Genomic DNA, 22,654 nt, shown 5'->3' with positions numbered 1-22,654 from the left:
CGGCGATTTTCCCTTATCTTCTTATCTCCCCAGTCCCCAATCCCCAGTCCCCAGTCCCCTTCAATGGGACATAAAAGTTTTAGTTGTGTCGAAGGAAAAATTTTAACAATAGAGTCTACAATCTTCATTTTGCCTAAAATCGTAGAAGACAAAAGATTTCTTTTACAGAAAACTGCACTCTTTAAGCTTAGTATTCATATTTGATAGCGTATGACATTTATATTGAACTCCAACAATGTTTTCGATTATTTAGTTGAGCGTGACTTATTGACTCAATCAGAGCAATCTCTCACGAATATTGAGGCGATACCTGCAAAAAACTTTAATTTATTACTTAGCCTGTCAGACGGTGGTAAGCTTCTTGTGAAGCAAGAACGGTGCGATCGCGATGGAAAAACAGCAGGTGAGTTTTTAGATGAGTGGCGAATTCAAGAGTTATTACAAAAATTTCCGGAACTTAATTACACAAAGCCATTTTTGCCGGAAGTACTTTATTTTGATAGAGAAAATTCCATCATTGTCTTTAAATACCTAGATAATTATCGCGATTTAAACGATTTCTATATGAAGGGAAATATATTCCCACCGACAATAGCAGCAGCTATCGGTAGTTGTATAGCAACAATCCATCGTGAAACCTTCAATTGCCAAAAATATCAGGATTTCTTCTCTCAAAATTCCGATAATATAAAATCCGATCTGGTATTGCTTTTAATTCGGAAATTGGAGCAGATCGGCCCCGAAATTTTTGGTTTAGTACCTGCTGATGGATTGAAATTTTTCGCCCTTTATCAGCGATATGATAGCTTAGGGCAAGCACTTAGAGAACTGAGTACAGCTTTCCAGCCACGGTGCTTAACGCACAATGACCTCAAGCTCAACAACATTCTATTGCATCATGAATGGGAGCAGTCATTCCCGCAAGCGGAAGTATCAGAAAACGGCATTGTGCGACTGATTGATTGGGAGCGATCGTCTTGGGGAGATCCAGCCTTCGATCTAGGGTCAATTATCGCCAGTTATCTGCAAATTTGGCTCAATAGCTTAATTGTTAGTAAAGAGATGACTATCGATGAATCTCTGCGCTTAGCTACCACTCCCCTCGAATCCCTACAACCTTCTATTTATGCTCTGATTAGCGCTTATTTAGAGTCTTTTCCCGAAATTTTGGTTCACTATCCTGATTTTATTCAGCGAGTTGTGCAATTTTCCGGTTTGGCATTGATTCAAGCAATTCAGTCCATAATTCAGTATCAAAAATCTTTCGGCAATATGGGTATTTCTATGCTTCAGGTTGCGAAAAGTTTGTTGTGCCGCCCAGAGCAATCTATTCCTACCGTTTTTGGTACCACAGCAGCAGAACTAACCCGCCTCACTAGCTCTCGTACTGAAGTATTATCTAACCCAAGTTGCTAGCTCAAAAGAGTTTGGTTTCTAATGGTAATTGTAAAAATAATTGGGAATAAATGATTATTTATTAGCAACTTACAGCAGATAACTAGTAAATTACGTTATCTGTAAAATAAACTTTTGAGTATTAAAATCCTTGCAGCTTAGGTGAAATGACAGTTATGTTATTTCACCATTTTTTATATAATTGTGTCGCATGTAAAAATGTAAAGCATCTGATTTATTTAATTAGCCAATTAGAAAAAAGCAAAGATGACAAAAAAGGTGTATTAAAGGAATAAAAACTACTTGCTTATCCTAGCTAATCTATTAACTACTATGCCAACATTTAGGCATGAACTAAAAAGTTCATCATTCAATTTACTTTATTCAACTAGGAGAAATTTCATGGCTACTATCAAAATTCACGACTTAAGTCCTGCTGGTTCCGAACTGTTTCAAGATTCTGAAAGTTTTCTCAATGAGCTAACAGATGCAGAATTGGGAGTACATGGCGGTAGAGCCATAGAATCAGTCACTGTTACTATTAGTGTTACTTTGTCAGTTACTTACTCTTGGTCTTGGACTTGGTAATTTTTTACTTTTACTTTCAAGACAGTCTTGTTTGGTGAAACTGTCCTTTGTTGTTCATAATTCACACATTATTTTTTGAGGATGATAACCTATGGCTACTATCAAAATTCACGACTTAAGTCCCGCTGGTTCCGAACTGTTTCAAGATTCTGAAAGCTTTCTTAATGAACTCACAGATGAAGAACTGGGAGTACATGGTGGTTTAAGAATAGCATCAGTCACTGTAACTGTTACAGTTAGTTGGACTTGGACTTGGACTTGGTAATTTTTTAGTTTTGCTTAAAAGACAGTCCTGCTTGGTGGAACTGTCTTTTTTTTTTGTTCATAACTCACACGATATTTGAGGATGAAAACTGATGTCTACTATCAAAATTCATGACTTAAATCCCGCTGGTTCAGAACTATTTCAAGATTCTGAAAGCTTTCTCCATGAGCTAACAAATGCAGAATTGGAAGTACAAGGAGGTTTTAGAACGCAATCGTTCACCTATTGCTGGCCTGTGTCTTGGACTATCCCTTTGTAATCTTTTGTAGATAATTCACACAATATTCGAGGATGAAAACTGATGGCTAATATCAAAATCAATAACTTAAGCCCGGCTGGCTCAGAACTATTTCAAGATTCTGAAAGCTTTCTCAATGAACTCACAGATGCAGAACTGGGGACACGTGGTGGTATTATCTCACTTACTTTGCCTTTTACTTTGCCTTGGACTTTGACTTGGACTGTTACTACTATTGTGGCTTTGTAATTTTTTAGTTTTACCTCAAAGACAGTTCTGTATGGCGGAACTGTCTTTTTTTGTTTCTATGTTTAGACAGAATTTGAGAATTATAACTGATAGCTATGCGTGACAACTAGCTAATTAATGCAGAGCTAATACCAATTCTTCGTGAAGCTGCATAGAATTTTACCCCTCCCCAACCCTCCCCTTGGCAAGGGGAGGGTGCGCGCTAGCGCGGGTGGGGTATTTATATGCGTCTTCATATTAAATTGGTATAAGCAGATAAGAGAGATTAAACTTCTGTTTAGCTGGGAATTTTATGGTTATATAACCTGGCTTTTTCCGAAACTGATAATTGGTAAGGTTTTTGTTCTGCTTGGATGACACATTGCCTCCAAGCAGGTTTTTTTTGGGGCTGTATAGGATAACTTACAGAAATAAAACATGACATAAAGGTTTTAGTTGTGCCCGAAAAAGCATTCTATTTTTGTTGTTTTACTCAAATCAATATGCCAGTATTTAAACATGAACTAAAAAGTTCATAACTCACAATTAAATTAACTCAATTAGGAGATTAACTCATCATGGCTAATATCAAATTGCACGACTTAAGTCCCGCTGGTTCCGAACTGTTTCAAGATTCTGAAAGCTTTTTGAATGAATTAAATGCTGAAGAATTGAATAATGTCAATGGAGGTTTGCTCGGAATAACACTAACTATCACTATAACGATTACAATCACTTTTACTTTGTAATATTTGAAGCTATATAGTAGTTTGTTCGAGCATTAGTAACAGTGCTTTATCCAGCACTGTTACCCCTAAGGCGATAGTAAATCCTCTCTATTTATTAACTAGCTTATTCAATGATTGCTGAATTATTAGAAATTAACCCAAACCAATCACCAGAAGCAGATCGACGACTGTGGGATGCTTTAGAAGACATCGTTAATAATGTTGAAATCGAGTCTGATTTTTGCATTCGTCACCCAAATTACAAGCCTTTGGATTTGCCAGAAGAGGTGATAGTTCGTTTCAAAAAGATGTCTCAGGATGTTCAAAATAGATACTCGAATTTGCAACTGCGTAGTTTTCTTTATGGAATTTATTACAACGGTTCTCTGCAAAGGACTCTAGCGCTTGATGGAGATTCATCTAACCTGCAATTGCACCAAGATTTAGAAAATAACTCCTTCTTAGGGGTAGACTTGGCGTTTTACGATCGCTTACACAACAGCAATACTGGAGAGGGTTACTTTGACGCTAATTGGTCTGTAGTCAAGCAGGTCAATGATGATACCTTAATGGTCACAAAGGGCGGTTTAAATTTATATATTAAACGCGATTACCACTTACAACCAGCCGAACAATTTGCGGTAGTAGGCGATTTAGTTGCGATTCGATTGCCTAAAAATCGAGTTCAAAATGGATTTTATTTGGCAGTTGGCAATGCTGGCCCCCAAACTATCGGCAATCCAAATCATCAGCCACAAACTGTACGCATTTATTTTAATTTGACCCCTGAAGGTGCAGTTGCAGTTATGGGTAGCCTAACACAGCAACTCAACGAAATTAACATTCCTTTCACATTTAAAGCACTATATAATCCTGCGGACTACGGTCGCTATGACTCAGCAGTACTTTACTTTGAGAAAAGCTACTACGAAGCCGTTCGACCAATTTTACAAAGTGTTTATACAGAAAAACCATCGCACTTTAATCCAGAAGTTCCATTATTCACAAAATTACTGAAGCCAGGGCTAAGTTTGGCAGAAGAACCAAACCAGAGATTTGCAGCCCAAGAAAGTTTTGGTATCAATCGCTGTCAAATTATTGCTAATGGATTGTTACAAGCTAGGCAACAGGGAAATAACTCTCCCCAAGAACGGATGAAAGCTATTCTCGAAAACTTTTCACTTCTGGGAATTGAATTACACCGTTCCTATCTTAATGCCAACTCTGAAGATATCTACACACCGTTGAACTAATGCAAATACTCGACCTTGCGCCACCAAAAGTAGTAACTTCCAACGAAGTTAATTTCAACAATAAATTTCCCGAATCAGATTTGCCATTTTACCGCAAACTCGGACGAACTGATTTAACTGTTAGCGCTCTAGGATTAGGAGGTGGAGGTAAAATCTCTAGTGAAGATACCCTTTATGCCTTCGACCAAGGGGTTAACTTCTTTTTTTACTCTAGCGATTTGCACCACTATCTCTACAGCCACATGTCTGAAGGACTGCGGAAATTATGCGGTCGTGGCTCATCAGTGCGAGAAAAAGTAGTATTGGCAACGGTGAGTTATATCAAAAATCCAGATGCGGCAATGGCAGCCATCATCGACCAATTTGTAGACCTAAGAATGGACTATATTGATGTCTTCTTTTGGGGCTGGATTGGCACTAGTGATGAGCCAATGTTTGAGAAATGCTTAGACAGATCTAACGATCTTAGAGGTGCCGGCAGCATTTACGAACGAATTGTAGAAAGAATGTTTGGTGTTTCCGAACGTCTGAAAAAAATGGGGGCTGTTCGTTATATTGGCGCTTCTTTTCACGACTTAGATTTAGCTAACAAATGGCTGAATAATTCTTTAATAGATGTAGCGATGGTGAGACATAATGTCGCTCATCGTACTGCTCAAAAATCAGTATTTAACAATTTGGAAGCGGAAGATCCACAGCGATCGGGTGTTGTCACGTTTAAATCTGCGGGAATGCACGGGCCCCTTTGGCATCCTCCTGCTGGTTTGCCAGAAGGATGTTGGGTGCCTTCAGTTCCCGATTTATACCGCTATTCTTTGAGCCAAAACTGTGTAGATGTCTGCCTGATGGGTTCAGAAAAGCGGGAACATATAGACGCGGCGATCGCAGGCATTCAAAAAGGTAAACTCACTCCAGAAGAAATAGATTATCTCAACCTTTATGGTGATTTACATCGCCATCGTTTCCAAAACCAAAATATTCCTACAGATAGATTAATTTACAGGGGTTAATAATTATGACAGAAAATGTAGCTACACCAAGAATATCTAGCGGCGAAAACCTTTTAGCAACACTAAAACTCCCAGAAATTTCGCTCGCAACAAATGAACAAATATTAGACCACCTACGCCATTCATATAAAATTGGTGCTGTTGCTGCTGATGCCGAACAAGAAGTCTTGATTTTACGTCTCTGCGAACAGCTAGAAATTACAGTTTCTGAAGATGAATTGCAAGCCGCAGGAGATACCTTTCGCCAAGATCACAAATTATTAACAGCTTCAGAAACTTTGTCATGGCTAGCACAGCAACGTTTACAAGTAGAAGAATGGTCTGAAAGTATTAGAGTTGCACTGCTGAAACAAAAGTTGAAAGAACGTTTATTTGGCTCAACTATAGATACCCAATATCTAGTCGATCCTTATATTTTTAAACGCGTTGCTTTATCTCAGATTCTCGTACTCGATTTAACAGAAGCTTTGAGAATAGTCCAAGCACTGCAACAAGATAAGGCTGCCTTCTGTAGTTTGGCACTACAATATTCAAAGGGTAAGCAATCCAAAGAGAATGGCGGCTTTGTGGGTATTCGTTTTGTTTCAGAACTACTGCCGGAATTGGGACAAGCTATTGCAGAAGCAAAAGATGGTGATGTAATTGGCCCAATTCAAACCAAATTAGGTTATCACATTCTCAAAGTCGAAAAATGGTTTTCTCATGAGTTTAGAGAAGTCAAAGAGCAAGTACTAGAATTCCTTCTGCAAACATGGTTAAAGAGTCAAACTCACTCTGATTCTCAAAGTTTGGCAACAGCTAAAAATAATTAGAAATCGCACAAATTTCCTGGATATTTATATTCAATGTCCAGGAAATTTTAGACAAAATATCTATATAATCTAATCATCAAGCTATGTCAATGCATCCTCAATCGAGACATTATTACCTCAAACTCAGGTATATTGGTGAGTTTATGAAAAGACATTTCAAAAAAGTTTGGCTCTTTTTGGGCTTAACTTTTTTCTTTAATTATTTATTAGTTATTCTGTACCTAGCTTTAGGTGGTAAATGGGTCGTACCTGGTTCGCTGATTGTAACTACAGCTTATATGTTTATTCCCATGCTCGTTGCTGTAGTTATTCAGAAGTTAATTTACCATGAACCATTGCAAAAACCATTGGGTATTTCTTTTAAGTTCAATTGGTGGTTTTTAGTAGCCTGGTTATTAGCACCAACTATAGCATTTACGACCTTTGGAGTTAGTCTACTTTTTCCTGGAGTTGAATATTCTCCAGAAATGGCAGGACTATTTGCACAATTACAAACAGTACTCTCTCCAGAAAAATTGCAGCAGGTACAAACTCAAATAGCAGCTTTACCAATTCCATTGATTTGGATTAGCTTAATACAAGGTTTAATTGCAGGTGCAACCATCAATGCTGTTGCAGCTTTTGGTGAAGAATTAGGTTGGAGAGGTTTGCTGCAAAAAGAACTTAATTATCTAGGGTTTTGGAAGTCTTCAGTTCTTATCGGTTTGATTTGGGGAATATGGCACGCCCCAATAATTATCCAAGGGCATAACTATCCTCAACACCCATTATTAGGTGTATTCATGATGACAATTTTTACCCTATTGTTATCACCAATTTTTAGCTATATCAGACTTAAATCCCAATCTGTGATTGCTACTTCCATTTTACATGGAACATTAAATGCCACAGCAGGATTATCTATCTTATCAATTAAAGGAGGTAACGATTTAACAGTTGGTGTTACAGGATTAGCTGGTTTTCTAGTTTTAATAGCTGTAAACATCGGTCTATTTGTTTATGAGTATGCTAGTTCTAAAAGGTCATTTATAAAGTAAAATTCAACAAATCAATTATCTAACTTTGTGGACTGGAAAAAATGCCCAGTCCACAATAATTAATTGGATATTTTATTATTTATAAGTCAATATAGTTCAGTTAAGGCTAAAACTCTTTGCCAAAGTCAATTTTTTTAACCTAGACGCGCAGAGGCTTGCCGCAGGCTACCGCAAAAGACGCAAAGAGAAGAAAGAAATGCTTAACCCAATCTCTCTCTTCTCTCTGTGTTCTCTGTGTCTCTGTGGTTCGTAAAAAAGACTTTAGCGAACCGACCATATTAATTGATTAATCCCTAAAATGCTTATTTCTTTGGAGTAAGAACAGGCAGAAATTCAAATTTCTCGATTTGTGACTTCAACCAGCCAGTAAATAAATCTGTCAGAATTTGCCGAGATAGCTTATTATCTAGCTCTGGTTGAATGATTTCCTCAACTAATATTAAATGTATCCCTTTAGAAGTAACTATGGGTTTGAGAAGTTGAGGAGGTTTAGCAGCAAAGACCGCAGCAGAAATTTCCGCCTTCAAATCTTTACGGTACAATTTCCCCCGATAACCTAATTTCCGACGTAATTCCTTATCTTCAATGTATTTGTGAGCCACCTCATAAAAACTAATTTCACCTTCCTGGATGGCATAAAACAGTTCTAGGGACAAATCTTCATCATCTAAAATAACTTCATAAAGCAAGACCGTAGCATAATCTAGTTGATGTTCAAAGAAATATTGTTCAACTTTATCTCCAAACAGATGAGCAGCTAATTTTCCAGAGATAACAGTGTTGTAGACTAATTCTTCAAAATTATCGAGAGATAAGCTATGTTTTTCTAACCATGCCCAAGTATCATCAGCATTATTGAGTTTTTGAGCTAATCGTATTTGGTCTGCTGTTTGCTGGAGTTCTTCAGTTTCTACTTTGATACCTGCTTTATCTACCGCATCTTTGATAATTTGAAGAGTAATAATGTCTTCAACTATCTCAGGAATTTTGCAAGATAATTTTACTTGATTAAGAATATCTTCGGAAGTAATTGTAAGAGGTTGTGACATGAGAATCTCCTAAATAAAAGAATTAAAATTTAACAAAAAAGAATAAGCGATCGCTATTTTTTTACAATTTCACATCTCCCTGCTGTAACTTTTTAAATGGATCTAGTAGAAAATCAATAATTCGGCGCTGGCGCACAATTACCTCAGCTGTTGCTGTATCTCCAGGACGGAAGGGAATACACTTATTTGCAGAGGGAATGCAATTCTGTTTTATTGCAATATCTAAGTTATAAGCTGCCACTTTTCCATTAGGAGTATCTATCTCTATAGTAGTAGGAGAAATTTTGATTATTTCTCCTGATATAACCCCATAATCTTGAAAAGGATAAGCATCAAATTTCAGTTTCACTGGTAGTCCTGTCTGCAAAGAACCACTTTCTGTGGTTGCCATTTGTGCGCGAACTATTAAAGGCGAATTTAGCGATGCGATTTCGGCCACCATTGTTCCAGGCTGTACGACAGAACCAGCTTTTTCAATGGGCAGATGAAATAATATACCACTGGTGGTAGCTCTGATTTCTCGTTGGCTTAACTGAAATCTTAATGCTAAAATTTGTCTTTTACTTTGGGCAATTTCCGATTGTAATGAAGTAATATCAGTTTCTAAACTTTTCTGTTGTTCTCCGATTTTTAGCACGGCTAGCTGGCCAGAACGAGTCAAAGTTTCATAACTTCTTTCTTGTTCTTTTAATCGCAATCTAGCTTGTTCGATATCTGCATTAGTTTGGCGAATACTGCGTTCGTAACTACTCTTTTGTTCTGCTAAAGTTAATTTTGCTTGTTCAATATCTGACTTACTTTGTTCGTATATTTTTTGCTTTTCCTTAGCTATATCTTCCTTTTCTACAACATTAATTTCTGGAACTACTCCTTCTTGTTTAAGTTTGCTATAGCGTTCAACCTCTCGCTGAGTACTTATCAAACTACTCTCAGCTAACTTACTATTAGTTCGACTATGTTCGAGAGTTTTTTGTGCTTGATTAACTTGAGCTAATTTTTCTTCTTTTTGCAATTCATAGGCATTTTTTAAAGCATCAAGATTTTGACTTGCTTGAGCGATTTGGGTCTGCTTCTCTAACTGTTGAGATTGATTTTGTTGCTGTTGAGTTGCCAAAGACACAAGCAATTGATTTTTAGATGAATTTAACTGAGCGAGTCGATTTAATTGTCCCTCTAATTTATCCTGCGCCTGCTGCAAATCTGATTTGACTAGTTCTGATTCTAATACCAATAAAGTTTGTCCAGGCTTTACCGGATCGCCTTCTTTAACTCGAATTTCGGCAACAGTTCCAGCCACAGCAGCATCGAGTTTAATTGTCTTTTCTTTAGGCTCAGTTCGTCCTCTGGCTGTACCAGTTTCATCGACCTTAAATAGCATTGTCCAAGGTAATATTATAGACACAAATATAACTAAAAAATATAGCAATCCTCTTGTCCAAACCTGGGGAAAGCTATCAAGTGATTCCTTGGTAATCTCAGACCAATCATCAGTTGAGATTTCTGGAATTTGTGGTTCCAAAATTTCCTTGTCAAATATTTCTTCTGGTATTGAGTTCGTTACTCGTCCATTCAATATACTATTAGGCATAATTATTGTGAAATATATTTTTCAAGTGGATAATTTCTCAACTATTAATTACCAAAAAAATTTATGCTTTTAGAGTTTATGCTGCCACCTGTAACTGTTGTTGATTGAGATAGAAATAATGTCCCCGCTTGGACATTAATTCTTCATGATTTCCGCTCTCAATTAACACACCTCGGTCTAGTACTAAAATTAAATCGGCACTGCGGATTGTAGAAAGACGATGGGCAATTACTAAAGTGGTTCTTCCCCTAAGAATCGTGTTAAAGTTCTGTTGGATAATCCTCTCTGATTCGGTATCTAAATGAGAAGTTGCCTCATCTAAAACTAACAACTGAGGATTACCTAATAAAGCCCTGGCAATAGCGATTCTTTGTCTTTGTCCACCAGATAATAATCCTCCACCTTCGCCAATTTGTGTTTCATATCCCATTGGTAACTTTTTAATAAATTCGTCAGCACCTGCTAGTTTTGCTGCCTGAATTACCTCTTCTAAACTCGACCCTGGATGTCCTAAGCTAATATTTTCTCGAATTGTGCCGCCAAACAAAAAGGTATCTTGATCAACTACCCCAACTTGCTGACGCAAGGAACTTAAGGAAATACTGGTAATATCTTGTCCATCAATTAAAATTTTGCCGTCTGTTGGCGGATACAATCCTAAAACTAATTTAGAAATCGTAGTTTTTCCAGAACCGCTACGTCCTACGAGGGCTACCATTTGCCCTGGTTTAATTTCAAAGCTGAGATTCTCTAAAATATTGATATCACTGTCTGAATGATAGCGAAATGTCACTTTATCAAAGCGAATATTGCCTTTGATTTTTGGTAAATTTTGTCGTGGCTGGTGGTGTAAATCTTCTTCGGGTTCTGCATCCAATACATCATTAATACGTTCCATCGCTATCACGACTTCCTGAAACTGATTCCACAAAACAGTTAAGCGTTGAAAGGGGGAAATAATATTGCCCAATAGCATATTAAATGCCACTAGTTGCCCAATAGTTAATTGGTTGTGAATTACTTGGTACGCCCCAAACCACAGCAAACCAGTAGTCATCAATGCTTGAATTGTATTACTGAATATTTGTAAACGATTGTTAATAACTTGTCCAGAAAAGTTAGTTTTTACTTCTTTATTTAATAATTCCTCCCAATGCCAACGCACTGTTTGTTCTACAGCCGTTGCTTTGACTGTCCTGACACCGGTTAGGGCTTCAATTAAGTAACTACTTTCTTTGGCAACAGCGTTAAATATTTCTCTTGAAATTTTTTGTAAAAAAGGCGTGGCAATTAAGGCTAGTAAAGCAAAAGGTGGGATAATTAACAATGACAGCAACGCCATTTTCCAACTGTACCAAAACATTAATCCCACATAGATAAAGACGGTAAGTAAATCTAGCAGGATTGATAATGCTTCACCAGAAAGAAAGCGTTGAATTTTGCGATTTTCTTGCACGCGAGAGATAATATCTCCCACATAACGGGACTCGAAGAAACTCAAGGGTAGCCGCAGGGTATGGCGAATAAAACCCACAATTAATGCTAAGTCTATGCGATTGGCTGTGTGGTCTAGGAGATATTGCCGCAACCCTGTCATTGCTACCCGAAACAGGTTAAACATCAACAACCCTATGCCCACAGCGGTCAAGGTGAGTTCCGATCGCTGCACCACTACGCGGTCTAAAATTAACTGGGTAAATAAGGGAGTAATCAGTCCAAATATCTGGATAAATATTGAGGCAACAAACACCTCCAGCATTACCAAAGAATGAGGCTTCATCAACTCAAAGAACTGCCAAAAAGGCGTAGAACTCTCCTGAGTCTCTTTGAGCATGGCTGTCGGTTGCAGCAGCAATGTGTAACCAGTCCAGCTGGCTTTAAATTCGGTGTGAGTCAGGGTGCGTTGACCGATCGCTGGATCGGCTACAATTACATGTTTGGCGGTAATTTCGTAGACGACAATGTAATGCTTGCCTTCCCAGTGAACAATGGCTGGTAAACTTTGCTTCGCCAATTGCTTCAAACCAGCTTTTACAGGCCGTGTGGCAAAGCCTAAGCTTTCGGCTGCTACCAATAACCCGCGCAAAGATGCGCCATTGCGATCGACATTGGCAATATCTCGCAAGCGATTGACGCTAAAGCGTTTCCCCCAATAGCGAGACACCATCACCAAACAAGCTGCACCGCAGTCAGATCCACTCTGTTGGGCAAAAAACGGATAGCGTCGTGTCATTCGCTGCCATAAATGCCCGACTTGCTGAGTCGGATTGGGAAAATAGGCTTTGCTAATTTTCTTACCTTGGGGCACATCTGCTGGTTGTGAGAAAATATCTGTTTCAGAATGTGTATTTGTCTCAACATTGTTGGCAGCATTGCCTAATTCCACCTGTTCGGGATTGCGAGATAACGCCCTAGCCCATAGATGCTCCCGAATTTGAGGATACTTAGCCATCAATGACCACAGCACCTCACCGGGAATAAAACACAGTTGTAAATTTACTGAGGCTCTGGCTGCATAAGGCTGAAATTGCGTATCTGGGAATAAGGTAAATTCCCCGAATGAGTCTCCCGGCTCTAAAGTAGCGATTAATTCGTCGGCGCTATCGAGCAATCTTACCTTGCCAGCGATCGCAATATATATACCTGGTTCAACCTCAGTTCCTTGCCAAAATTTGCCGACTTTCGGGTTGCTTTCTTTAAATTGTGGCAGATATCCTTCAAATTCTTCTTTAGAGAGAGAATGCCCCAGAATATTGTTGAGTTGTTGCAGAGAAACCAACTGATTGGATATGTTGTGCGCCATTATTTGAATCTTTTGATAATTTTGCAAAGTTAATAGGTAATAATTCGGAATCTTCCGCATTAGTTACCGATTTGAGGTCACCAATCAAAATTTTGTTACCTTGAGTCTGCTCGTTGCTGGTGGCTTCGGTGTTGTTTGCTTTTGGCCGTGTGGATAACCCCATTTGTTTGAGCAGTCGCTTGAGATGGCGATCGCTTAATTCAATCCCAAATTCTTTTGCCAAATGTTTCGCTAGCCAGTTTGCTGTCCATCGCCGAAAAGAATAGCCATAATCCCGCGGACTATTTCTCATCAGTTCTTGCAAACGTTCTAAATACTCGTCATTTATTGCCTTCGGCCGACCAATCGGGCAATCTTGCCATTGATGCGCCATTCCTGTCTTCGCTATATGCGTCCAATGTCTTGCTGTTGCTGGACAACACCCCAAAATTTGACAAATCTGGGTTTGAGTTTTTCCCTCATCTGCCAACAACATAATTTCAATCCGTTGTCGATAAGATTCAGGTAAATCTTTCTGTAAATTCACTGACAGTAATTTCCGCTGAAATGATGTTAAATACTTACCAATATTTACATCTGCATATTTTGTTTTAACTTTCGTGTCACAGTCAGGCATATAAGTAAAATCACTTAATTTGTATACACGCCACTATCTGATTTTTAATGCTTCTTTAGTCCTATATCTCTAGACTTAAGTAGAAATTACTAGAGATATTCCAGAAACGAATTTTTGTTGTATCTGTAATACTTATTACGATTTGCATTTTATTTTATGCAATAATTTTAATTTTGCAAAGTAATATTTTTTACAGTACTTGTTGGTTTGTTGCTTTTTAGGGATAGATTAAGCTACAAATCGTATTTATAAATTCCGAAAATCTTTTTGTAAAGATAAATGAAATTACTCTGGACAGATAAAAAATAAGTCATAGGCGAACTGCTCGGACAATAGGCTTGAAAGTCTCTTATAATCAGGGGTTGACGAGCAGTTTATGTTTTCAACTATGCTTCAACTGCTATCTAGCAAGGAACTCTTTACTGACTGAAAAGCCTTTTGGTGTCTAAGTTTTATCATCTTTTGATGCCCTAACTACCTTAGCTGTTGCTATAAATTGTGAAAACCCCAATAGTGCGATCGCTTACCCTCACTTAGAAAGCAATTATGTATAAAAAAATACCCCTAAAACGGGGACAGAATAAAGGCGTAGGGTGCAGTGGCTGTGGGAATCATAACTAATTACCCGAACATGGTATTACACACTGAAGCTTGAAACACGATATCCCCTAGCCCCCTTTTTAAGGAGGTTGGGGGATCTAAATGCGTAGTCCTGATATAGTTTTTGTAGGGTGCATTAGGCTTAAGCTTAATGCAACGACAGTTATAATCGACGACAGCCGCCGCTTATCCTACCTACCCTACTTAAGGCTTACTGTATAAGTGGTTTTCCATAAATTTATATTTTTAGATTAAATAACAATCGGGGAAAACTAGGGGAGACGAGTTATTAGTTACAATAATTCATAATTTTTACCCTGAGCAACCAAAAACCCAGACCCCAACAGACTTTCGCAAGCCTATTGCCTCTTGCCTGCTACAACAACCTAAACTTCTAGTAAAGGCAAGGTGACAATAAAAGTTGTACCTACTCCTACTTGACTATTGACTACAATCTCACCACCGTGTGCCTCAACACACTTTTTGGCGATCGCTAGCCCTAAACCAGTGCCAGGAATGCTTCCGACGTTATCTGCACGATGGAAAGGCTCAAACAGTCGCTTTTGGTTTTCTTCAGGAATGCCAATTCCCCAGTCTTGAACTCGGAAAATTACTGCTTTTTCCTGGCCAATTAGTTCAAAGCGCACCATACCGCCTGGTAATGAATACTTAATTGCATTGCTAAGTAAATTGCTTAAAATGTGCCGCAGCAGGCTTTCATCCCATAGCCCTTGGTTTAATTCCCCAAAACTGCCGAACACCAAAGTGAGATGTTTTTGGCTAGCAGTTAATTGAACTTCATCGACGATCTGACGGCAAAAAGCTTCCAAATCCAGAGAAATTAAATCGCACAGCAGTTTCCCAGAATCAGCCCTACCGATCAATGAAACTTCATCTAATAGCTGTGCCATATTTTTAATTGCTGAGCGAATCAACTCCAAATGGTTGAGTTTTTTCTCCTTGGTCAATCTTTCGTCGTGAGTTTCTAGCAACCCAGCAGCCAAGAGAATAGTATTGAGGGGATTACGGATGTCATGGGAGAGCATCGACACAAATTCAGATTTAAACTGATTGAGTTCTTTAGCTTTTACCAGTTCAGCAGTTCGTTCTTCAACCCGGATTTGTAAAGTCTCATTGACCGTGCGTAATGATTCTAATACCTGCTTGCGCTCGATGGCATAACGCAGCGATCGCACCAATACATCTACATTTACCTGTCTCTTGACTAAATAATCTTGTGCCCCTTGCCGTACTGCCTCAATTGCTAGTTTTTCATCATTGGTGTTAGTTAGGACAACAATCGGTACACTTGGGGCTTGACCAATCAGAGGAGGCAAAGATGATAATCCTTGACTGTCGGGTAAAGTTAAATCTAACAAAATAACATCATAATTACACTTCCTTAATTCCTCTAGTGCTTCCCCCAATCGCTTCACATGAACTAAAGTGAACTCTTGCAACTGGGCTTGCATGAGAAACTCTTGTAACAACCTAGCAGAAGCGAGGTTATCCTCAATTAACAAGATTTTTACTGAGTAGCTCACAACCATAATCTTCGGGTTTCACCCCCTATTGCTCCTCTATCTTGTAAATGGGCATTGGGCATTGGGCATGGGGCATGGGGAGGTGTGGGAGGTGTGGGAGGTGTGGGAGGTGTGGGAGGTGTGGGAGGTGTGGGAGGTGTGGGAGGATGGTGAAAAAATCTTTCCCCCCTCTCTCCCCACACTCCCCCATCCCCCTCTCTCCCCTCTCTCCCCTCTCTCCCCACACTCCCCACACTCCCCACACTCCCCACACTCCCTCATCTTTGCGTCCTTGCGTCTCCCTCATCTCCTTATCTCCTCACTCCCCTCAATCCGATGGTAGCGTCACAGTAGAGAGCCAAAAGTCTTCAATACTCTTGACGATTTGAAATAGCTGGTTGAGGTTGCGGGATTTTGTGATGTAGCAGTTCACATGTAAATCGTAGCTGTGATAAATATCATCTTCATTTTTTGAGGTTGTTAACACAACAACTGGAATACGTTTTAGTACTGGGTCGGCTTTAATTTCCGCCAGCACTTCTCGACCATCTTTTTTGGGTAAGTTCAAATCGAGCAAGATAAGGTCAGGGCGCGGTGCGTTGGCATATTCGCCTTCTTGGCGTAAATAAGCCATAGCATCTATGCCATCCCTGACCGTTACCACCTCGTGTGGCACCGAACTATTTTTCAATGCTTCTTGAATTAAGCGAATGTCGGCTTTATTGTCCTCGACCAAAAAGATGGTTTTGTGTTTTTCTCCCGTTTCTACGCTCAAGTTCGCGTCCTCCAACTGGAATCGTAAAGTAGAAGGTTGCGCCTTTACCCAGTTCTGATTCTACCCAGATCCGTCCCCGATGGCATTCGACAATCTTCTTACATATTGCTAAACCCATACCTGTACCAGTATATTCATCACGTGTATGTAGCCGCTGGAAGATAACGAAAATGCGATCGCTAAATTGGGGGTCGATACCAATTCCGTTATCGTGGACTGAGAAGAGCCATGCATCTTCTATCCTTTCTGCTCCTACATGGATTTGTGGTGGCTGGTTACTGTGGAATTTAATGGCGTTACCGATGAGATTCTGGAATAGCTGCATTAGTTGGGTGCTGTCAGCCATGACTATTGGTAAAGGATCGTGGGTAATGGTAGCCCCAGTTTCCTGAATGCGTTGACGCAAATTACCCAAAGCTCGATTTAAGGCTGTTTCCACCTCGTTCATTTGAAATGCGATCGCTTGCATATCGACTTTTGAGTATGCCAGCACATCATCAATCAATGTCTGCATCAGGCTAACTCCCTGTACAGCATAGCTGATAAATTCCTGGGCATCTTCGTCGAGTTCTTCGGAATAGCGCATTTCTAAAAGCTGCACGTAATTCACGACTTGATTGAGTGGTTCTTGCAAGTCATGGGACGCGACGTAGGCAAATTTCTTCAATTCCGCATTAGAACGTTCTAAATCTTGCGCTAACTGAGCGAGTTCATCGGCTTGACGCAGCACAATATTCACAATTGCTTTTCGTAATTCTAGTGCTGCTTTGATTTCTACTTCTTTCCAAGGTAAAGAAGTTAAGCGAACGGTTTCTTTCCACAGTTCAAATGATTTGCGCGGACACAGACGCACATTTCCTTCTGACTGGCTGACTTCAAATGCTTTATTCGGATCGCCGCCCCAATTTACAGTTTGAATTACTTCTGGTCGGAACCACATAACGTAATTACGCTTAGCGATGGGAATAGCTAACAAGCCGCTGGCGACATTTTTAAATGTTTCCGCATCTGGATAAATCTGTGGCAAAGAATCCGTATAAAATACTTCTTGCTCAACATTATTTTTCAGCCATTGCACTAAGAAACTCAGTTCTTCTTCTTTGGGGGTTTCACCAACTACCCTACAATTGCCACCAAAACATACGGCTGCACCTTGGGCGCTGGCTAAATCTAGAAAATTTTGCGGGTTTTTAACTAAACCATCAATAAAGTTTTCTTCTTGGGACATATATTCAATCAAGACTGATTGAATATGTGTCAAATTTATCCGGTGATAGTAATCTTCTGTTTCTTCTCTGGCTGAAATTTCTGTGAATATGACTCTTCCTAAAAATTCGCAAGCCTTACGCAATTCGTAGGAAACATATTTTGGTGACAGATGATGACAAGCAATTAGTCCCCAGAGTTTTTCGTCTTTAATTAACGAGATAGTCAGCGAAGCACCAACACCCATATTGTGCAAATATTCTGTATGGCAGGAAGCAGCACTTCTGAGAATGGAGTTGGTTAAATTAATGGGGCGATCGCTAATCGGATTATTCACCGGAAAAAGTTTTACTGGCTCTGAATAAGCATCCGGGATAATTCTGATGGAATTGGAAGCAAATAACTTTCTCGCTGGTTTAGGAATATCCGACTCTGGGTAATGCAGCCCCAGGTATGGTTCTAGGCTTTCTAATTTTTCTTCAGCAACAACACATCCATGACCATCATCATCAAATTTATATAACATTACCCTGTCAAATTCCGTTAGTTTCCGGACTTCTTGAACGATAATTTGACAAAAATCATGGAGACTTGCTGTTTTTTCCAGTTGGTTAATGGAGGCTCTAGCTAGATGATAAAAGCTTAAAAATGGAATATTTTCTTGAGTGATAGCAGGTTCTAATTCCAGAATCAGAAATCCTTCTAGATTCCGGTGAAAAACTGCATCAAATACTATATAGTCATCACCTTTTTTTCTTACCCAAACCTTCGTCGGATTGATAAAATCGAGATTTTCCTCAGATAGTCCTTTTTTAATTCTTTCTATTTGAAATGAATCGAGTAAATCTTCGAGTTTTTTGTGCAACATATTTTCGGGCGTAATTCCGAAAATTTTTGATGTATTAGTGCTAACTTGTAATATTTTTAGCTCTGGCTCCTCCAATACCAACAGAACACCATGAGGCTGAATTTGACTAGAAATATGAATTGGTGCTTCTTTTAAGCTGATTAAATTAATACCTGGCAATTGTATGTTCATTTCCATGACGATCCTCCTGGTGCAGTTGGGGAGCATCAAAACTAGAGTATCTATAATTACTTAAAATAATGAAGGTAAAAATTTTCGTAATTTTAATTCATCATTTTTACTTAGTATCTAATTTTTCATGCCCTTGTATTGCGTATTACAGTCTTTTTACGATCTGCTTTCGCTTTAAAAGTTTAACAGTGAAGAAAGTTAGATACAGATAAGAAATATAAAAATTATGTGATTAAAAAATTCTGTATATATGTAGTTGTGTTAAGTCTAAAATTAGTGTGAGAGATTTTCGATGAACATCGTCTTTAGTCATTAAACCACATTGATGTATTTGACTAATGATTAAACATCTGAATTCGTCCTTAACCCTTGTTCGCGTAAAAGCATATCAGACCATAAAGCATCTTCTGGTTTTAGGGGTGGTACTGGTTCTTGATTATAATTAATTGCTAAATGATATCTGGCACGATTGTAGATACCATGCAACAAAGATTGCAAATTTAAAACTGGTTCTGTATCTTCTGACTGTAAAGGTAATGGGAATACAGGAATTGGTTCTCTGATGCTAAAACCGTATAATTTAGCTTGAGGCCGCGTGACACTTCTGCTAACAATGATTTGATAATCTGTTGGTGGAAATTCTCCTAAAATTAACATTGGTTTTCCCGCTCTGAGAAAATCAATTTCGACTAAATTAGAAAGACTAGCTAAAATTTGTTTACGTTTTAATTCATACGCCTTTCTACCTTCACCTGGGCGTTTATTTTTAGGAGATAAAACTTCGATAGAAGTGACTACAAAACCTGTAGAAACTTCTCGAATTTCTAAATAATTTTCTGTAATATGTTCTGGTAACGGTATGATGACTGTAATACCGTCTGATGTTGATGTTTGGCTATTTGTTACTGAATATTGCTGAGATGATATTTGTTTAGTAAAAACAGAAACATCAGGTATACCAACTAATAGAGAATCTGAATCTTCACTTAAATAAGTACGTTGTTCAATTGCAACTCTATATTCTGGCGGAATATTTTCCTCAATAGTATCTGCTAAGGCTGTAATCAATCGATGATGTACTTCTGCCCAAAACACAGGATTTTCTAAATAAGGATTCATTCCGGGAAAGGGAGAATTCATAGCTTGATTGTAATAGGGAGTAGGGGAAGTGGTAAAAATAATTCTAAACAATTGCAGTATTGCCTCAAAGGCAAGTTTAAAGCTTGTTTGACTCCTAACTACTGTTAGCCCAGCGGGGCGTAGCCCATTCACCAATTCTACTTTATCTAACTTAAACCCAAGACTTGAACCACATCCGCAACCAATAGCCTTTAGGGGAGAGGGGTAAACCTAAATAAATGGGCATCCAGAAAATAAAAGCAGCTAAAATTATAAAAGTGATGGTGACGCCTACTGCGCGGAGTTGTTGATAATAACTGCGAAGACACTGATCGACAAACCAAGCGATCGCTAAAAATACAAACACCACTGCACACATATAATGATAAATGAAAACGCACCTTGTAACTTTTACCCAAGGTAATAAATTAGCGGCATAATTTATTACTAAATACAAGGCAATCCAAGTATCAACGCCAACAGTTGCAGGTACAGAAAAACGCTCTCCCTTTACCCAAGGAATTAAGGCTTGCGACACCAGCATTCCGATTAAAAATAAAATCGCAGCAACACCAAACCACCACAAAAATGGATTACCCATTGCATGGACATCATAAATAACTTTTTCAGCACCAGCAGGCAAAGGCGGCCCCATAACCGGTAGTGGTTCGTTGAGACTTCCAGCCGTTTGATAATAATATGCCATTGGTCGAGTCATCAAAGGCCATTTGTACCAGGGGGCACAATAAGGATGCACATCTGAACTATTACCACCCAAATGCAAATGAAACTTCAAAATTTGCTGATGTACTGCGATAAATCCGTATGTTTTATCTAGTTGCAGGTGAGGAATCCAGATAATACTATAAATAAAAGCTGGAATTATCCCCAGATAAAAAAACATCTGGAAAACATTTAATTGAGTTAGATTTTGGAGTGGTGTCTGAGGTGGGGAGATGGGGAGATGGGGAGGTGAGGAGATGGGGAGATGGGGGGATGAGAAAGAATAACTCCTAACTCCTACTTCCTGCGGTAGACTTCTACTCTCTTGCTGCTCTACGTTGCTGAATGAGGGAGATGTTAAAAGAAGTTTGGAGTTAGAAAAAGAATAAATTCCCTGAATTATCCAGGCTGTTATCCAAAGAAGATAAGCGCCGAAAAGAAACCATAAACCATTCCATTTTGTTCCCACTGAGGCACCAAAATTAATGCCAGCAAGAACTAACCAAAACCAACGACGTTGATTTTGGTTGTCCAATGCTAATAATAAAAACCAGTGGCCTAATAAACCAAATATGATGATATAAATATTACTTAAGGCATAGCGAGATTCAACAAGAAATAAGCCATCACAAGCAGTGAAAAAACCTGCAAGCAAAGCAAAGCTACGACGATAACTTAATTGATAAGCGATCGCAGCTACAACTACAGGAATAAATGAGCCAGTAAGGGCATTAAACCACCGATAAGTCCAAGGCGATCGCAATGAACCTGTCAGCCCATTTACCGTATCGTGCCAAAAAGGAATGTGACTGCCAATCCAAATGCCGATACCAATCATATATTGACTCAACGGCGGATGAGCATTAAAAAAGGGCGTATGCGTAAGATAATTATTACCAAATTTGGCAAAATAAACTTCATCAAATACCAGGGTGTTGAATCTTTCTAGTCCCCAAAACCGTAAGGCAAGTGACATCAAAAATACACCCGCTATTCCAATTCGGAACCATTTTTTAGTCATTAGTCAATTGTTATTGGGTATTGGGCATTGGGCATTGGGCATTGGGCATTGGGTATTGGGCATTGGGCATTGGGCATTGGGCATTGGGCATTGGGCATTGGGCATTGGGCAAGGCGCACAAGAGGCGGAGGGGCAGAGGGGCAAAGGAGAAAGAACTTGTACAAAAACTCTCCTCTGCTCCTCTGCTCCCCTGCTCCCCTGCTCCCCATGCCCCATGCCCTATTTCCTACCTTCCAGTGCATTTTGTTCAAATACGAGCAGTTCAATACCGTAATACTTTGTTGTTCGCCCTATTGGCTTCATCCCTAATCTTTGAGTTACACGGATTGAGGCATGATTTTTTGGGTTCACTACTGCATAAATTACTGGCAAATTCAAAACATTAAATCCGTAGTTGAGCATACTTCGCCCTGCTTCGGTTGCATATCCTTTACCCCAAGATGCTCGCCGTAAGTGCCAACCTACTTCATAATCTTGAGTGGCTAAGCCGTCTTTGTCGGGCAATGGTTTGAGAAGGATAGTTCCGACAATTGTTGTGGTTTCCTTTTCGACAATTGCCCAAGATCCAGTACCATTGTTACGTCGTTGCGATCGCTCCAAGTTGTCCACTAAGCGCTGACGTTGTGACTCAATACTCGTGACGCGAGAACCATTACCAAGAAAATAGGTAACTTCGGGGTCGCTATAAATAGCAAACGCTTGTTCGGCATCGCGTTCGGGTATCCAACTGCGAATTATTAAGCGATCGGTTTCTAACAGGTTTGTCATTTTAGCTTTGACTAAACAAAGTTACTATTTTGCAAGATATTAAGGGGATGTTTTAAAAGTTGTGGTTGAGCTAACCAAAACTTTAGATCCGCTATTATCCTCCTTAAAAAGAAAGACTTTAAGAAGTGATTTCCCCATTTTTAAAGCTTGTTCTGGAGTATATCGATACAACGGTAAAGTTTACAAACATCCTCCAAGATAGTTATGGTTGAGCAGTCAAAAGCAATAGGCACAATTACACAAGCATAATACATGATTGCTGGTCATTGA

22 protein-coding genes are annotated in these 22,654 nt (G+C 39.1%); 11 read left to right on the top strand and 11 right to left on the bottom strand.

The genetic code is table 11. From position 1 onward, the window contains the following. Positions 1 to 210 precede the first annotated feature (210 nt). From H6H03_RS01885 to H6H03_RS01840, 10 genes are all read left to right on the top strand, one after another. A complete protein-coding gene (locus H6H03_RS01885) occupies positions 211 to 1,416 on the top strand; it encodes a phosphotransferase family protein (protein ID WP_190953389.1) in 1,206 nt (401 codons plus the stop codon). A gap of 381 nt (positions 1,417 to 1,797) precedes the next feature. Continuing rightward, positions 1,798 to 1,983 (top strand): hypothetical protein, encoded by a 186-nt coding sequence (locus H6H03_RS01880; protein WP_190953387.1) that lies wholly within the window; start codon positions 1,798 to 1,800, stop codon positions 1,981 to 1,983. A gap of 91 nt (positions 1,984 to 2,074) precedes the next feature. After that, positions 2,075 to 2,248, top strand: a complete 174-nt coding sequence (locus H6H03_RS01875; RefSeq protein WP_190953385.1) for a hypothetical protein — start codon at positions 2,075 to 2,077, stop codon at positions 2,246 to 2,248. Between the two features lie 91 nt (positions 2,249 to 2,339). Beyond that, complete coding sequence (locus H6H03_RS01870) at positions 2,340 to 2,507, top strand: hypothetical protein (RefSeq protein WP_190953384.1); 168 nt, start codon at positions 2,340 to 2,342, stop codon at positions 2,505 to 2,507. Between the two features lie 42 nt (positions 2,508 to 2,549). Next, entirely contained in the window at positions 2,550 to 2,735 is a 186-nt protein-coding gene (locus H6H03_RS01865; protein ID WP_190953569.1) for a hypothetical protein, read from the top strand. Between the two features lie 557 nt (positions 2,736 to 3,292). Next, on the top strand, positions 3,293 to 3,463 hold the full coding sequence (locus tag H6H03_RS01860; protein ID WP_190953382.1) for a bacteriocin: 171 nt from the start codon (positions 3,293 to 3,295) through the stop codon (positions 3,461 to 3,463). 110 nt (positions 3,464 to 3,573) lie between these two features. Further along, a complete protein-coding gene (locus H6H03_RS01855) occupies positions 3,574 to 4,695 on the top strand; it encodes a T3SS effector HopA1 family protein (RefSeq protein WP_190953380.1) in 1,122 nt (373 codons plus the stop codon). Next, complete coding sequence (locus H6H03_RS01850; protein ID WP_190953379.1) at positions 4,695 to 5,705, top strand: aldo/keto reductase; 1,011 nt, start codon at positions 4,695 to 4,697, stop codon at positions 5,703 to 5,705. The genes H6H03_RS01855 and H6H03_RS01850 overlap by 1 nt, the downstream gene beginning before the upstream one ends. A gap of 5 nt (positions 5,706 to 5,710) precedes the next feature. Continuing rightward, the gene (locus H6H03_RS01845) at positions 5,711 to 6,517 is read left to right on the top strand and encodes a peptidylprolyl isomerase (protein ID WP_190953378.1); all 807 of its coding nucleotides are present in this window, start codon (positions 5,711 to 5,713) and stop codon (positions 6,515 to 6,517) included. Between the two features lie 143 nt (positions 6,518 to 6,660). Beyond that, positions 6,661 to 7,554: a CPBP family intramembrane glutamic endopeptidase gene (locus tag H6H03_RS01840; RefSeq protein WP_190953377.1), complete on the top strand. Its 894-nt coding sequence runs from the start codon at positions 6,661 to 6,663 to the stop codon at positions 7,552 to 7,554. 302 nt (positions 7,555 to 7,856) lie between these two features. On the opposite strand, the gene H6H03_RS01835 is transcribed toward H6H03_RS01840, so the two are convergent. The 5 genes from H6H03_RS01835 to H6H03_RS01815 all read right to left on the bottom strand — a co-directional run bounded on the left by H6H03_RS01835 (position 7,857) and on the right by H6H03_RS01815 (position 15,760). Then, positions 7,857 to 8,603 carry a peptidylprolyl isomerase gene (locus H6H03_RS01835; RefSeq protein WP_190953376.1) on the bottom strand — a complete coding sequence of 249 codons (747 nt, stop codon included), beginning with the start codon at positions 8,601 to 8,603 and terminating at the stop codon, positions 7,857 to 7,859. A 61-nt stretch (positions 8,604 to 8,664) separates the two neighbouring features. After that, complete coding sequence (locus tag H6H03_RS01830) at positions 8,665 to 10,191, bottom strand: HlyD family efflux transporter periplasmic adaptor subunit (RefSeq protein ID WP_190953375.1); 1,527 nt, start codon at positions 10,189 to 10,191, stop codon at positions 8,665 to 8,667. A gap of 76 nt (positions 10,192 to 10,267) precedes the next feature. Next, entirely contained in the window at positions 10,268 to 12,994 is a 2,727-nt protein-coding gene (locus H6H03_RS01825; protein WP_190953374.1) for a peptidase domain-containing ABC transporter, read from the bottom strand. Further along, on the bottom strand, positions 12,921 to 13,610 hold the full coding sequence (locus tag H6H03_RS01820) for a helix-turn-helix domain-containing protein (protein WP_190953372.1): 690 nt from the start codon (positions 13,608 to 13,610) through the stop codon (positions 12,921 to 12,923). Before H6H03_RS01820 ends, H6H03_RS01825 begins: the two co-directional genes overlap by 74 nt. A gap of 986 nt (positions 13,611 to 14,596) precedes the next feature. Continuing rightward, entirely contained in the window at positions 14,597 to 15,760 is a 1,164-nt protein-coding gene (locus tag H6H03_RS01815) for an ATP-binding response regulator (RefSeq protein WP_190953371.1), read from the bottom strand. Positions 15,761 to 15,900: 140 nt separating this feature from the next. On the opposite strand from H6H03_RS01815, the gene H6H03_RS01810 reads away from it, so the two are divergent. Beyond that, complete coding sequence (locus H6H03_RS01810; protein ID WP_190953368.1) at positions 15,901 to 16,122, top strand: hypothetical protein; 222 nt, start codon at positions 15,901 to 15,903, stop codon at positions 16,120 to 16,122. Here H6H03_RS01810 and H6H03_RS01805 read toward each other — a convergent pair. The 6 genes from H6H03_RS01805 to H6H03_RS01780 form a co-directional block, all read right to left on the bottom strand. Then, a complete protein-coding gene (locus H6H03_RS01805) occupies positions 16,062 to 16,508 on the bottom strand; it encodes a response regulator (protein WP_096537481.1) in 447 nt (148 codons plus the stop codon). The genes H6H03_RS01810 and H6H03_RS01805 overlap by 61 nt on opposite strands. Further along, entirely contained in the window at positions 16,453 to 18,759 is a 2,307-nt protein-coding gene (locus H6H03_RS01800) for a sensor histidine kinase (RefSeq protein ID WP_190953365.1), read from the bottom strand. The genes H6H03_RS01805 and H6H03_RS01800 overlap by 56 nt, the downstream gene beginning before the upstream one ends. A 336-nt stretch (positions 18,760 to 19,095) precedes the next feature. After that, positions 19,096 to 19,893, bottom strand: a complete 798-nt coding sequence (locus H6H03_RS01795; RefSeq protein WP_190953364.1) for a DUF4058 family protein — start codon at positions 19,891 to 19,893, stop codon at positions 19,096 to 19,098. Positions 19,894 to 20,044: 151 nt separating this feature from the next. Next, a complete protein-coding gene (locus tag H6H03_RS01790) occupies positions 20,045 to 21,616 on the bottom strand; it encodes a dolichyl-phosphate-mannose--protein mannosyltransferase (protein WP_190953363.1) in 1,572 nt (523 codons plus the stop codon). A gap of 3 nt (positions 21,617 to 21,619) precedes the next feature. Then, positions 21,620 to 21,832 (bottom strand): hypothetical protein, encoded by a 213-nt coding sequence (locus H6H03_RS01785; RefSeq protein WP_190953362.1) that lies wholly within the window; start codon positions 21,830 to 21,832, stop codon positions 21,620 to 21,622. A gap of 3 nt (positions 21,833 to 21,835) precedes the next feature. Then, entirely contained in the window at positions 21,836 to 22,384 is a 549-nt protein-coding gene (locus tag H6H03_RS01780) for a GNAT family N-acetyltransferase (RefSeq protein WP_190953361.1), read from the bottom strand. Positions 22,385 to 22,654 lie beyond the last annotated feature (270 nt).

Origin of the sequence: Nostoc paludosum FACHB-159 (assembly GCF_014698835.1) — a bacterium.
Taxonomy (GTDB): Bacteria; Cyanobacteriota; Cyanobacteriia; order Cyanobacteriales; family Nostocaceae; genus Nostoc; species Nostoc paludosum.
Note: the sequence above shows the minus strand (reverse complement) of the source record. Positions and strands in the feature narration are given on the sequence as shown.